Raw genomic sequence first — 16,300 nt, 5'->3', positions numbered from 1 at the left:
ATAAATGAACAGTAAACACGGACAGTGTGGAAAACCCGGGGTATACACGCAATATGTGAGGGGTGATTCGCCTCGCTTATGGCAAAAAATAGCCCTCTTGGATAGGCAATAAATGTATATACCTTATGGATTTCAAGATGCATCGCGACGGCAAGGGAGCGAATCACCGGGAGCATAGATAACTATATGACCGGGGTGAGTGAAAGCAGCCAACAAAGCAGCAGCTTGAAAGATGAAGGGTATATGTTGGGAGGAGTATATAATTGAATAATATTAAGCTTTATCCTAGCTTTCACCACGTGTTGGTAAATATTTCGGGGCGTCGGAAAAATAACATCACAAAACGATCTAATTGGAATACATCTCGTTACAATCAATATTTTATTGCGTTAACTATTATACATGTCACATTATTTTATTATTCTGAAATAATATGTAGTGATATTAATTGTAATTTGTAATGTTTCTTTGTGGTATTGAATATAATAATGTCATTGTAGGGATAAGAATAGAATTTTTTATTTGTGTGATTAAGGTCGATTATTTCTTCGGTTATTAGGGGAATTAGTATAAAAAATGACTCATTGGCCGTTATTAATCGAGAGATGGCAAGGTGTCTTAATATTTTGAATTGATGTCGGATATGTCCGTTTTTATTTCTTGGGGGCAAGAAGTGAGAAAGAAATATGGGTGATGGCTGTCAGGTATGACAGTTTTCAAATTTCTAACAGATTCGTTGAGGTAATAAATGAAGGGTAACATTGCTACAGTGGGAAATGTTCTTAAAGACGAAGCTCTCTCTCAGATGTCATGTGAAAATATAACTCATAATACGTATGATACATTGATTCCACCACGAGAATGCGTTGTGGTGGGGGGAACGACCCTTGCGGTGTTCTGCGCCGAGCAAATTCTGGCGGCAGGGCATACCATACAAGCAGTGCTACCTACTGATACTGTTCTACAAACGTGGGCTGCTCGGCAAGGGATTGCTTGTGTGAACTCGGTTGATGCATTACAAGAACATATCACGTCACAGCCTGTCGATTGGCTTTTCTCAATCGTCAACCCAATTATCCTGCCGGGGTCGCTCATTGAACAAATTCGTGGCAATGCTTTTAATTATCATGATAGTCCTCTGCCACGCTATGCGGGCAGTCATGCGACTTCCTGGGCGTTGTTGGCTCGGGAGACTCATTATGCTATTTCCTGGCACTGTCTTGAAGGCGGTGTGGATACCGGCGATATTGCCGTGCAATGGCCGGTATCGATTGAAGAACGGGATAACGCTTTCTCGTTGAATCTGAAATGTTACCAGGCGGCTCAGAAAGGATTTGTTGAACTACTGAAAAATCTGGGGCGCGACGCACTGGTGACTTATCCTCAGGATCTCTCGCAACGGAGTTTTTATGCTCGGTCACGTCGCCCCGATTGGGGGGGATATTTATGTTGGGAGCAGTCGGGAGAGGTCTTGTCAGCTTTAGTACGGGCATTAGATTTTGGGGAAAATTATTTAAATCCATTGGGTTGCCCTAAACTGTTACTCGAACAGGGCACGGTGCAAATTTCCTGGCTTCAACGGTTGAACACGTGCTCCGAGGGGGCACCCGGTACGTTGATTAGTGTGGAGGAGGATGCCTGGCAGGTGACGACCGGCAGTGAGGATGTTCGGATCGGCGGGTTCGCCACCCTTGAAGGTCACTTGCTGTCTGCCAGGGAGCTTGCCGATATATCGGAACTCAGTCCGGGTAAACCGCTGCCTCTGCTTTCCTCACAGCAGGCTCAGAATGTAAAAGATACCCTTCAAACACTCGCACCCAGTGAACCATTTTGGTACAAGCGTCTTGCCTCGTTGCAACCACTCCAGTTGCCTTTTGAAATGATTGGGAAACAGGCAGAACCCCGATGGGGAATGAGCCCCTGGCAGCCTCCATTGTTAAAAAACGCTGGAGAAGATCCATTACAGGCATTGTTGCAGGTATTCGTTATCTATCTTGCGCGCTTGACTCAGCAGACGGAACTCCACATCGGTTGGTGCATGGATGAGGCAAACGATAAACCAGATATATTGACCGGGTTGTCATCGATGGTGCCGATGGTTGTTGAGGTGGCGTTTGATAAGCCGTGTTCCGTGGTAGCTGATTGGGTTGATGATGAACTTGCTCGATTGGCACGGCACCGCACATTTAGTCGTGATCTTCTTTCCCGTTCTCCTTCACTGCGGTCTATCCCGGAATTAAGAGCAAGCCGACCGTGGCAGATCGCCGTTTCTGTGATACAGGATGACAAATCGTGTGCTCAGACGGTATCCGGCGAATTGTTGACGTTCCAGATGAATGCACAGGGCGGCTTTCGCTGGATCTATGATGAAAATCGCCTGAGCCCGGAAGTTATTCTGCGGATGAGTGAACATTTGCAGGTGTTGGCGTCATCAAAAAGGATGAGTGATGAAATCCCCGTGGGGCAGCTTAATTTGTTACCTGAGGCTGAACGTAGGTTGTTACTGGAAACCTGGAACGCGACTGAAACCGTGTATCCCGAGGCGTTATGCATCCATCGGTTGTTTGAACAACAGGTAGAGAAAAACCCAGAGGCAATGGCACTGATAGCGGGAGAGAAAACTTTCAGTTATATGGAACTGAATACCCGCGCCAATCGGTTAGCTCGTCAACTCATCGAACAAGGAGTGTGTCCCGGTGATCATGTTGCGTTTCTGCTAGCGCGTTCATTGGAGCTGGTGGTAGCCCAATTGGCGATTCTCAAAGCGGGTGCCGTTTACGTGCCGATTGATCCCAATGTGCCGGATGAACGGAAAAACTGGCTGATAAGTGATTGTTCAGCCAGGTTGTTGCTCACTGATACACGGGATGATATTCCGGTTAACCTGGCTGTTCCGCTGTTGCGTCTCTTTGATGAGACAGACACGAATAGAGAGGAAGATTGCCTCAACCCTGACTTACCGTGTTCTAGCGCTGAGTTAGCGTATATCATGTATACCTCCGGTTCTACCGGTACACCTAAAGGGGTTCTGGTGCCTCATCGTGCGGTGGTCCGGCTGGTCATCAACAACGGGTATGCTGAAATTGGATCGGATGACCGGGTAGCTTTTGCCGCTAATCCGGCTTTCGATGCCAGCACGTTTGAAGTCTGGGCACCGTTGCTCAATGGTGGCGCGTTAGTGGTTGTTGATCATGCTACTTTGTTGACACCGAAGGCGTTTGTACAGGATCTACAGGTTCAGCGAATCACTGTTCTGTGGTTGAGTGTTGGATTGTTTAATCAGCTGGCAGCGGAGCTGTCGCCGGTTCTTCCGCAAATAAAGTTCCTGATTGTCGGCGGAGATGCCCTTGATCCCCATATTGTCGGTCAGGTACTGCGCACCAGTCCGCCACAACAGCTATTAAATGGCTATGGGCCAAGTGAAGGCACTACCTTTACGGCAACATACCGAATCAATGCAGTCGCACCGGGAACAACCAATATCCCGATCGGCCGACCGGTAGCCAACACGCGGGTTTATCTGTTGGATGCCTATGGTCAGCCAGTGCCGTTAGGGGGAGTCGGAGAGATTTATATCGGGGGAGATGGGGTTGCCTGTGGTTATCTTAATCGGCCTGAATTGACCGCCGAGCGTTTCCTTACCGATCCATTCAGTGATAACCCGGATGCTCGCATGTACCGCACCGGAGATTTGGCCCGCTATCTGCCGGACGGCAATCTGGAATTCTTGGGCCGAAACGATCAACAGGTTAAAATCCGCGGCTTCCGCGTTGAACTCGGGGAAATTGAAGCCCGGTTAGCAGAGCACTCAACGGTGCGTGAAGCGGCGGTGTTGGCACGGGGGGACGGGCAGGATAAACGGCTGGTGGCTTATGTGGCGGCGGAAGCCCATGACGGGTTGGTGAACAGCCTGAGTGCTCATCTGCAAGCTATTTTGCCTGACTATATGGTGCCGTCAGCCTTTGTGCGGCTGGATGCTTTTCCACTGACTCCGAACGGTAAACTGGATCGTCGTGCACTACCGGCACCGGACAGTGAAGCCTTTGCCCGTCAAGTTTACGAAGCGCCTCAGGGAGAAACAGAAATAGCGCTGGCGGCGATTTGGCGTGAATTACTGGGGATTGAGCAGATAAGCCGGTATGACAGCTTTTTTGCTCTGGGGGGGCATTCGCTACTTGCGATACGAGTGGTTGAACGCCTGCGTCATCTGGGATTGACCCTGACGGCGCGTGATCTGTTCCAGTTTCCGGTGTTGTTTGAACTGGCTCAGTCACTGGGACAGCACCAGGCGGTGATAGTGCCGCCTAACGTCATAACACCGGCAACCACGGCACTGACGCCGGAGATGTTGCCGCTGATCGATCTGACTCAGATTGACATTGACCGCATCGTCGGGCAGGTGCCGGGCGGGGTGACCAATATTCAGGATATCTATGCCTTGTCGCCGTTGCAGGACGGTATTTTGTTCCACCACTTACTGGCAAACGAAGGGGATCCGTATCTGTTGACAGGTCAGATGGCCTTTGCTGACCGGTCTCTATTAGATCGTTATCTGGCAGCGGTTCAACGAACGGTTGATCGGCACGATATCTTACGTACCGCCTTTATCTGGCAAGAATTGTCAGTGCCGGTGCAGGTGGTCTGGCGTCAGGCCCAATTGTCGGTAACGGAACTGACATTGAACCCAGCTGACGGCTCGGTCAGTGACCAGTTAACCCGGTGCTTCGATCCGCGTCATCATCGTCTTGACCTAGGGGAGGCTCCGTTATTGCGCTTTGTGGTGGCGCAGGAGACTGATGGCCGTTGGATTGCCTTGCAACTTCTGCATCATCTGATTGGTGACCATGAAACGATGGAAGTGATGCACCGCGAAGTACAGACATATCTAACCGGTCAGGAAGAGAGCTTGCCTGACCCGGTGCCTTTCCGCAATTTGGTGGCGCAAGCTCGGTTGGGGGTGAGTCAGGAGGAACATACCCGCTTCTTTAGCGAGATGCTGGCGGCGGTGGATGAACCGACGCTGCCATTCGGCTTGACAGAGGTGCACCGCGACGGCTCACGGGTGACGGAATCCCACCGGATGTTGGCGCCTGAGTTGAATGAGCGCCTGCGCGGTCAGGCCCGGCGTTTAGGTGTCAGTCTGGCGGCGTTGTGTCATTTGGCCTGGGCACAGGTGCTGTCGCGTACCAGTGGTCAGGAACAAGTCGTGTTTGGCACCGTGCTGTTTGGGCGGATGCAGGCAGCGGATGGCGCCGACAATGGTATGGGATTGTTTATTAATACCTTGCCGTTGCGGTTGGATATCGATGAAACCCCGGTATGGGAGAGTGTACAAGCTGCTCATTCCCAACTCGCCGGATTACTGGCGCATGAGCATGCGTCACTGGCGTTGGCTCAGCGTTGCAGTGGGGTTGCCAGCGGTACACCTCTCTTTAGTGCCCTGTTGAACTATCGGCATAATGCCTTATCGGCAACGTCAAATGAGCTGATAGGTGGTATTGAATTTCTTGGCGTACAGGAGCGGACCAACTACCCGTTAGTGCTGTCGGTGGAGGATTTTGGTGATGCACTAGGGTTGACGGCTCAGGTCGTGCAACCGTTTGAGCCGGAACGGGTATGCGGCTATATGCAACAGACGCTGGAGAGTCTGGTGGAGGCCCTTGAGCAAGCCCCGGATATGCCTATTCGGGCATTGGAAATCCTGCCAGAAGCGGAGCGTACCTTGCTGCTAACAACCTGGAACGCCACGGAAACCGTCTATCCTGATCAGTTATGTATCCATCAGTTGTTTGAACAACAGGTGGAGAAAACGCCTGACGCGGTAGCATTAGTATATGAAGAGCAGACCCTCGGTTATGCCGAATTAAATGCCCGTGCTAACCGGTTAGCTCGTCAGCTTATTGAACAAGGGGTGTGTCCCGGTGATCATGTCGCGCTCTTGCTGGCGCGCTCGATGGAACTGGTGATAGCCCAATTGGCGATTCTCAAAGCCGGTGCTGTTTACGTGCCGATAGATCCTAGTGTGCCGGATGAGCGGAAAAACTGGCTAATAAGTGATTGCGCCGCCAGATTGTTGCTCATCGATACACAGGGAGATATTCCGGTGGATCTGGCTGTACCGCTGTTTCGTTTCTCGGATGAGTCAGATACGGGCCGAGAGGGAGATCGCTTTAATCTTAACTTACCGCGTTCCAGCACTGAGTTAGCGTATATCATGTATACCTCCGGTTCTACCGGGATACCTAAAGGCGTCCTGGTGCCGCATCGTGCGGTGGTCCGGCTGGTCATCAATAATGGCTATGCTGAAATCAGACCGGATGATCGGGTGGCTTTTGCCGCTAATCCGGCTTTTGATGCCAGCACGTTTGAAGTCTGGGCGCCGTTGCTTAATGGCGGCGCGTTAGTGGTTATCGATCATGCTACTTTGCTGACGCCGCTAGAGTTTGTACAAGTTTTACAGATTCAACGAATGACTGTTCTGTGGTTGAGTGTCGGGTTGTTTAACCAGCTAGCAGAGGAATTGTCTCCGGTTTTGCCGCGGATAAGGCTGCTGATTGTTGGCGGAGATGCCCTTGATCCGCATGTCATCGGTCAGGTACTGCGCACGAATCCGCCACAACAGCTATTAAATGGCTATGGGCCAAGTGAAGGCACCACTTTTACGACCACATACCGTATCAATGCAGTCGCACCGGGAGCGACCAACATCCCAATTGGCCGACCGGTAGCCAACACGCGGGTTTATTTGTTGGATATCTATGGTCAGCCGGTGCCGTTGGGGGTGGTCGGAGAGATTTATGTGGGTGGAGATGGGGTGGCCTATGGTTATCTTAATCGGCCTGAATTGACCGCCGAATGTTTCCTTGTCGATCCATTCAGTGATAACCCGGATGCCCGCCTGTATCGTACCGGGGATTTGGCGCGTTATCTGCCAGACGGCAATCTGGAGTTCCTGGGCCGGAATGATCAGCAGGTTAAAATTCGCGGTTTCCGCATTGAACCAAAGGAAATTGAGGCTCGGTTGGCCGAGTACCCAACGGTGCGTGAAGTGGCGGTGTTAGTACAGGGGGAAGGGCAGAATAAACGGCTGGTGGCCTATGTGGTGGAATCAGCGGATGACGGGCTGGTGGACAGCCTGCATACTCACCTGAGCACTATTTTACCTGACTATATGGTACCAACGGCCTTTGTGCGGCTGGATGCTTTTCCGTTAACGCCGAACGGTAAGTTGGATCATCGGGCATTACCGGCGCCAGACAATGAAATGGTAGCCCGTCAGGTTTACGCTGAGCCTCAGGGAGAAACAGAAATAGCGCTGGCGGCGATCTGGCGTGAATTACTGGGCATTGAGCAGATCAGTCGGTATGACAGCTTTTTTGCCTTGGGTGGTCATTCGTTGCTCGCTGTACGTATGATTGGACGTTTGCGTCATCTGGGGTTGACACTGACGGCGCGTGATCTGTTCCAGTCGCCGGTGCTGTCAGACCTGGCGCAAACGTTGGGGCAGCATCAGGCTGTGAAAGTGCCGCCTAACATCATTACGTCAGCAACCACAGAGTTGACGCCGACAATGTTGCCGCTGATTGATTTGACTCAGGCTGACATTGATTGCATCGTCGGGCAAGTGCCGGGCGGGGTTGCCAATATTCAGGATATTTATGCCCTGTCGCCGTTGCAGGACGGTATTTTGTTCCACCATTTGCTGGAGAATGAAGGTGATCCCTATCTGTTAATCAGTCAGATGGCCTTTGCTGACCGGAATCTGTTGGATCGTTATCTGGCAGCGGTTCAGCGGGTGGTTGATCGCCATGATATTCTGCGTACCGCTTTTATCTGGCAAGGATTGTCAATTCCGGCACAGGTAGTCTGGCGTCAGGCTACTTTATCGGTGACGGAACTGACACTGAACCCGGTTGATGGTCCGGTCAGTGACCAGCTAACCCGGCGTTTTGATCCGCGTCAGCATCGTATTGACTTGAGGGAAGCGCCGTTATTACGTTTTGTGGCGGCACAAGAAACTGATGGTCGTTGGATCCTGCTGCAATTGCTGCATCACCTGATTGGCGACCATGAAACGATGGAAGTGATGCACCGTGAAGTGCGGGCGTATCTGGCAGGTCAGGAGGAGAGCCTGCCTGCACCGGCGCCTTTCCGTAATCTGGTGGCGCAAGCTCGGTTGGGGATGAGTCAGGAAGAACATACCCGTTTCTTTACTGACATGTTAGCGGAGGTAGAGGAACCCACGTTGCCATTCGGGTTGACGGAAGTGCATCGTGATGGTTCGCAGGTGGCTGAATCTCACCGGATGTTAGCGCCTGAGCTCAATAGCCGTTTGCGTAGTCAGGCCCGGCGTTTGAGTGTGAGTCTGGCGACCTTGTGTCACCTAGCCTGGGCACAGGTGTTGGCGCGTACCAGCGGGCAAGATCAAGTGGTGTTCGGTACTGTGCTGTTTGGGCGTATGGCGGTGGGAGACGGGGCTGACAATGGCATGGGGCTGTTTATTAATACCTTGCCGTTGCGGTTGGATATGGATGATACCCCGGTACGGGACAGTGTACAGACCGCTCATACCCGACTGGCCGGATTACTGGCGCATGAACACGCGTCACTGGCGCTGGCCCAGCGTTGCAGCGGTGTTCAGGGTGAGATCCCCCTGTTTAATAGCTTATTGAACTATCGGCACAATACTTTGCCGGTAACGTCAGATGATTTGATAAGCGGTATTGAGTTTCTTGGCGCGCAGGAGCGGACCAACTATCCGTTAATGCTATCGGTGGAGGATTTTGGTGATGCTCTGGGGCTGACGGCTCAGGTAGTGCGGCCGTTTAATCCGGAAAACCTATGCGGTTATATGCAGCAGGCACTAGAGAGCTTGGTGACAGCGCTGGAACAGGCCCCGGAAATGCCGGTACGACAGTTGGAAATTCTGTCGGAAGCGGAGCGTACCTTGTTGTTAACAACCTGGAACGCGACGGAAGCCGCCTATCCTGACCAGTTGTGCATTCATCGATTATTTGAACAACAGGTGGATCAAACCCCTGACGCGGCAGCGTTAGTGTATCAAGAGCAAACTCTCAGTTATGCCGAATTAAATGCCTGTGCTAACCGCCTGGCTCATCAACTTATCGCACAGGGCGTTGTACCCGACCAACGGGTAGCGATTTGTGTGACACGTTCACCGGCAATGGTGGTGGGATTGCTGGCGGTGATGAAAGCGGGCGGGGCTTATGTGCCACTAGACCCGACTTATCCTGGCGCGCGTCTGGCACATATTTTGACCGATGCTGCCCCGGCCGTGGTGCTGGCGGATAAGGCCGGTTGGTCTGCACTGGGTGAGGAAGCGCTGGCTGGACTCACGGTACTGGACCCGAATACCTTGCCTGATCAGTCGGATAGTAATCCGCGGGTACCTGGGCTGACTTCGCGGCATCTGGCCTATGTGATTTATACCTCCGGTTCTACTGGGGTGCCCAAAGGGGTGATGATTGAACACCGCAATACAGTTAATTTCCTGTACTGGGCTCAGCAGACTTTTGAAACAGAAGAGATCCGTAAGGTGCTTTTCTCAACGTCGATGAATTTCGACCTGTCTATTTTTGAATGTTTTATGCCGTTGTCTCGTGGCGCGGCGATTTATCTGGTTGAAGATGCCCTGTCATTGATGCGGCATGCCCTGCCAGTGACCTTGATCAACTCAGTTCCATCCGCGATGAAGCCGTTATTGCAGGCTCGGGCGCTGATGGCGTCGGTTCATACGGTCAATCTGGCGGGAGAACCGCTTAAAGACGCCTTAATTGAACAAATTTTCGAAGACACGCAAATACAGCGGTTGTGTAATCTCTATGGACCTTCTGAAACGACAACCTATTCTGCCTGGTTACCGATACAGCGGGGTGACAGGATCATTGAAAGTATCGGCCGTCCGATAGCCAACACTTGCCTTTACTTACTGGACGAATATGGTCAACCGGTGCCGTTGGGCGTGGTGGGGGAAATTTATATCGGGGGGGCGGGAGTGGCGCGTGGCTACCTCAATCGCCCTGACTTGACGGCGGAACGGTTCCTGATTGATCCGTTTAGTGATGTAGCGAATGCCCGGATGTATCGCACCGGGGATTTAGCCCGTTATTTGCCGGACGGCAATCTGGAATTTCTGGGTCGTAACGACCAACAGGTTAAAATCCGTGGTTTCCGCATTGAACCGGGTGAAATTGAATCCCGGTTGGTGGAACACCCGGCGGTGAGTGAATCTGTGGTATTGGCACAGGGGGAAGGGCAGGAAAAACGGCTGGTTGCCTATGTGGTGGCGGAAGCCCATGAGGGGCTGGTAAATAGTCTGCATACCTACCTAGGTGCCATGTTACCGGATTATATGGTGCCGTCAGCTTTTGTGCGTCTGGATGGGTTTCCGTTAACGCCGAACGGTAAATTGGATCGTCAAGCGCTACCGGCGCCGGACAATGAAGCCGTTGCCCGTCAGGTTTATGAAGCGCCTCAGGGAGAAATGGAAATGGCTCTGGCGGCGATTTGGCGTGAAGTTCTGGGCGTTGAACAGATCAGCCGGTATGACAATTTCTTTGCGCTGGGCGGCCATTCGTTGCTGGCGGTGCGGGTGATGAACCGGGTAGCTGCCTTGGGCATTGAATTGCCGCTAACCACCCTGTTTAAATCGCCTTCGTTAAGGGCATTTGCCGAGGCTATGCAGACCCGGCAGGAGCAACCGGATACTATTCTGCCCGCCATTGTGCCGATATCCCGTGAAGGGGAATTACCGTTGTCATTTGCTCAACAACGCTTGTGGTTCTTGGCACAACTTGAGGGCGTCAGTGAAACGTATCATATTCCGATGGCTCTGCGCTTGTGTGGTGAGTTGGATATCATGGCCTGGCAGAAAGCACTGGATACCTTATTTGCTCGTCATGAAGCATTACGTTCTGTCTTTGTCTCTGTGGATGGTCAGCCACAAGTGCGGCTGTTGGCGCCGGATAGTGGCTTACTGTTGTCTCAATATGATCTGCGTGGGGTTCCGGATGCGGATAGGGTGCTTGAACGCTTGAGCGTGGAGGAAGCCCATGCGTCATTTGACCTTGACAGTGGCCCGCTTATCCGCGCCTGTCTTATCCGGATTGCCGATGACGAATATCAATTTTTGCTGACCCAACATCATATAATTTCTGATGGCTGGTCTGCCAATGTGCTGGTACAGGAACTGAACTCACTCTATACGGCGTTTATGGCCGGACAGTCAAATCCGTTGCCGTCGTTGGCGATCCAATACCCGGATTACGCCGCCTGGCAGCGTCAGTGGCTGTCGGCTGAACGTATTCAGGTTCAATCCGACTATTGGCGTGCAATGTTGGTTGATGCACCGGTTCTGTTGGATTTGCCTACTGATTGGCCTCGTCCATCGGAGCAGTTGTTTGCCGGACAGGCCGTGCCGATTAACCTGGATGTGGCGTTAACGACCGCCCTTAAGCGTCTGAGTGAACAGCAGGGCGTCACCTTATTCATGACGCTGTTGTCAGCTTGGGCGATAGTCCTGTCGCGCCTGTCAGGTCAGGAAGATGTGGTGATTGGCACACCGAGCGCAGGCCGTAGTCGTCGGGAAGTGGAGCCGTTGATTGGCTTCTTTGTTAATACGTTGGCGTTGCGCATGGATTTATCCGGTGAGCTGACCGTGACGGAATTATTGGCGCGAGTTCGGCAAACCGCATTGGCGGCACAGGAACATCAGGATTTACCGTTTGAACAGGTGGTGGAAATCGTGCAACCACCGCGCCGACTGGCGCATACCCCGTTATTCCAGGTGATGTTTGCCTGGCAGAACAATGAAAGCACGGAATGGGGATTACCGGGGCTGGCGGTATCGCCGGTCGATCAAGCCGTTGATGTTGTCAAATTTGATCTTGAGCTCAATCTGTTAGAAGAGGAAGGCGGGATTGTTGGTGCGTTGAGTTATGCCACGGCCCTGTTTGATCCAACGACAATGGAACGGCAGGTGGGATATCTGCACGCGGTGTTGCAAGCGATGGTGGCTAACCCTCAACAGCCTGTCGGAGAAATTGATATTTTGTCTCCGGCAGAGCGCAGGTTGTTACTGGAAACCTGGAATGCCACGGCAACCGCCTATCCTGATGCGTTATGTGTTCATCAATTGTTTGAACAACAGGTGGAGAAAACTCCAGAGGCGATGGCATTAGTGTGTGAAGGGTGGACCCTCGGTTATGCCGAATTAAATGCCCGTGCTAACCGGTTGGCTCATCAGCTTATTACTCTAGGGGTAGAGCCGGATCAGCGGGTGGCGATTTGCGTGTCACGTTCACCGGCAATGGTAGTGGGATTGCTGGCGGTGATGAAAGCGGGTGGGGCTTATGTGCCACTAGACCCGACTTATCCTGGTGGGCGTTTGACACATATTCTGACCGATGCTGCTCCGGCTGTTGTACTGGCGGATAAGGCTGGCAGGGTTGCACTAAGCGAGGAAGCGTTAGCTGGATTAACGGTACTGGACCCGAATACCTTGCCTGATCAACCGGATGGTAATCCACAGGTGCCTGGGCTGACTTCTCGTCATCTGGCCTATGTGATTTACACCTCCGGTTCCACTGGGGTGCCCAAAGGGGTGATGGTTGAGCATCGCAATACGGTTAACTTCTTGTACTGGGCTCAGCAGGCTTTTGAGACGGAAGAGATCCGTAAGGTGCTTTTCTCAACGTCAATAAATTTCGACCTGTCCATTTTTGAATGTTTCGTGCCATTGTCTCGTGGCGCGGCGATTTATCTGGTGGATGATGCTTTGTCATTAATGCAGCATGCCCTGCCGGTAACTTTAATCAACTCAGTTCCATCGGCAATGAAACCGTTATTGCAAGCTCGGGCGCTGATGGCTTCGGTTCATACCGTTAATCTGGCGGGGGAACCGCTTAAAGGCGCCTTAATTGAACAGATTTTCGAGAAAACGCAAATACAGCGATTATGTAATCTTTATGGACCTTCTGAAACGACAACCTATTCTGCCTGGTTGCCGATACAGCGAGGTGACAGGATTATTGAAAGTATCGGGCGCCCGATAGCCAACACTTGCCTTTACTTACTGGGCGAGTATGGTCAACCGATGCCGTTGGGCGTGGTGGGGGAAATTTATATCGGGGGCGCGGGAGTGGCGCGTGGCTACCTCAATCGCCCAGACTTGACGGCGGAACGTTTTCTTGTCGATCCGTTTAGTGGTGTGCAGGATGCCCGGATGTATCGCACCGGAGATTTAGCCCGTTATTTGCCGGATGGTAATCTGGAGTTCTTGGGCCGTAACGACCAGCAGGTTAAAATTCGCGGTTTCCGCATTGAACCGAGGGAAATTGAGGCCCGGTTGGTGGAACACCCGGCGGTGAGTGAATCTGTGGTATTGGCGCAGGGTGACGGGCAGGAGAAACGGTTGGTGGCCTATGTGGTGGCAGAAGCTCACGAGGGGTTGATTAACAGTTTACGCGAACATCTGAGCATTCAGTTGCCTGATTACATGGTGCCATCGGCCTTTATGCGGCTGGATGCGTTTCCGTTAACCCCGAACGGCAAGCTGGATCGTCAAGCGTTGCCGGCAGCGGACAATGAAGCGGTTGCTCGTCAGATTTATGAAGCGCCTCAGGGAGAAACGGAAATGGCTCTGGCGGCGATTTGGCGTGAGGTCCTGGGGATTGAGCAGATTAGCCGGTATGACAATTTCTTTGCTCTGGGCGGCCATTCGTTGCTGGCGGTGCGGGTGATGAACCGGGTAGCCGCTTTGGGTGTCGAACTGCCACTAACCACCCTGTTTAAATCTCCTTCGTTGAAGGCATTTGCCGAGGTCATGCAGGCCCAGCAGGAGCAACCGGATACTATCCTGCCCGCCATCGTGCCGATATCCCGCGAGGGTGAGTTGCCGCTGTCATTTGCTCAACAGCGACTGTGGTTCCTGGCACAGCTTGAGGGGGTCAGCGAGACTTATCATATCCCGATGGCCCTGCGCTTACGTGGTCAACTGGATATCATGGCCTGGCAAAAGGCGCTGGATACCTTATTTGCTCGTCATGAAGCGTTACGCTCTGTCTTTATCTCTATTGAGGGGCAGCCACAAGTGCAGCTGTTGGCACCGGATAGCGGCTTGCGGTTATCTCAACATGACCTGCGTGGGCTCCCGGATGCGGAGAGGGTTCTTGAGCGCTTGTGCGGCGAGGAAGCGCGCGCATCATTTAACCTTGAGCGTGGCCCGCTGATCCGGGCCGGTCTTATCCGGCTCACCGATGATGAATATTGGTTCCTGCTGACTCAGCATCACATTGTTTCCGATGGCTGGTCCGCCAATGTGCTGATACAGGAACTGAATACGCTCTATACGGCATTTATGGACGGGCAATCTGATCCGTTACCGCCGTTGGTGATTCAATACCCGGATTACGCCGCCTGGCAGCGTCAGTGGTTGCTGGCGGAACGGACTCAACTGCAATCCGACTATTGGCGTGCGATATTGGCTGACGCCCCGGTTCTGCTGGATTTACCCACTGACCGTCCCCGTCCGCTGGAGCAGTCATTTGTTGGGCATGCCGTGCCGGTTAACCTGGATCCGGCATTAACGACGGCGCTTAAACGGCTGAGTGAGCAGCACGGTGTCACGTTATTTATGACGCTGTTGTCAGCCTGGGCGGTGGTTCTGTCACGTTTGTCAGGTCAGGACGATGTGGTGATAGGCACACCGAGTGCAGGCCGCAGTCGTCAGGAAGTGGAGTCGCTGATCGGATTCTTTGTCAATACGCTGGCGTTGCGTGTTGATTTATCGGGTGAGCTGACGGTGACGGAGTTGCTGGCGCGTGTGCGGCAGACCGCTTTAGCGGCACAGGAGCACCAGGATTTACCGTTTGAGCAGGTGGTGGAAATCGTGCAGCCGCCGCGCCGACTGGCGCATACGCCGTTGTTCCAGGTCATGTTTGCCTGGCAGAACAATGAGAGCACGGCCTGGCAATTACCTGGGCTGGCCGTGTCACCGGTCGATCAGGTCTCTGATATTGATATTGTCAAATTTGATCTCGAACTGAATCTGTCAGAAGAAGAGGGGAGGATTGTCGGTGCGTTGAGTTATGCCACCGCCCTGTTTGATCAATCGACGATAGAGCGGCAGGTGGGATATCTGCACGCGGTGTTGCAAGAGATGGTCGCTCATGCTCAACAGCGGATCGGGGAAATTGATATCCTGGCTCAGGCGGAGCGCAGGTTGTTATTGGAAACCTGGAACGCGACGGAAACCATTTACCCTGACCAGCTATGTATTCATCAGTTGTTTGAACAACAGGTAGAACAAACCCCAGACGCGATAGCATTGGTATATGAAGATCAAACTCTTAGCTATGCCGAATTAAATGCCCGTGCTAACCGGCTGGCCCATCAGTTGATTGCTCTGGGTGTGGTGCCGGATCAGCGGGTGGCGATTTGCGTATCACGTTCACCGGCAATGGTGGCGGCGGTATTGGCGGTGCTGAAAGCCGGTGGCGCCTATGTGCCGTTGGATCCGGTCTATACCGGGGAGCGTCTGACTCATATTCTGACCGATGCGGCCCCGGCTATTTTGCTGGCAGATAAGGCCGGACGTGCTGCACTGGACGAGAAAACGTTGGCTGCGCTGACTGTGCTTGACCCGAATACCCTGCCTGAACAGCCGGATAGTAACCCGCAGGTACCGGTGCTGAATGCCCGGCACCTGGCATATGTGATTTACACCTCCGGTTCGACCGGGATGCCGAAGGGGGTGATGGTCGAGCATCGTAATATCCAGCGTTTGTTTGAGGCGACTGAATCCTGGTATCACTTTAACCGGCAGGATATTTGGTGCCTGTTGCACTCCATCGCCTTTGATTTCTCGGTATGGGAATTGTGGGGGGCTTTACGCTACGGCGCAAAACTGGTTCTGGTGCCACACGCGATCGCCCGTTCACCTCAGGAGCTGCATCAATTTGTGTGTCAGCACGGTATCACCGTGTTGAATCAGACGCCGAGTGCTTTCAAAGCCTTTATTGCCAGTTATGTCGACAACCCATTACCGGACCAGTTGCGTTATATCATCTTTGGGGGAGAAGCCCTCGATCCGGGGATGTTGCGGCCGTGGTATCGCCTGCGTGAAGAGACGTCGCCCCGGTTGGTGAATATGTACGGTATCACGGAGACGACGGTTCATGTGACTTATCGGGAACTGAGTCCTCATGATGTGGCGCAGATAACCAGCCCTATCGGGACACGTATTCCCGATTTGACGCTCTACTTGTTGGCTACTTGTTGG

At 52.7% G+C, this 16,300-nt stretch carries 1 protein-coding gene; it reads left to right on the top strand.

All coding sequences use genetic code 11. The features are described 5' to 3' along the window. Positions 1-748: 748 nt before the first annotated feature. A partial coding sequence (locus tag D3222_RS19115) for a non-ribosomal peptide synthetase (RefSeq protein ID WP_118987561.1) occupies positions 749-16,300 on the top strand: 15,552 nt, incomplete at its 3' end.

It is taken from the genome of Photorhabdus sp. CRCIA-P01 (assembly GCF_003545805.1).
In the GTDB taxonomy this organism is placed as follows: domain Bacteria; phylum Pseudomonadota; class Gammaproteobacteria; order Enterobacterales; family Enterobacteriaceae; genus Photorhabdus; species Photorhabdus antumapuensis.
Note: the sequence above shows the minus strand (reverse complement) of the source record. Positions and strands in the feature narration are given on the sequence as shown.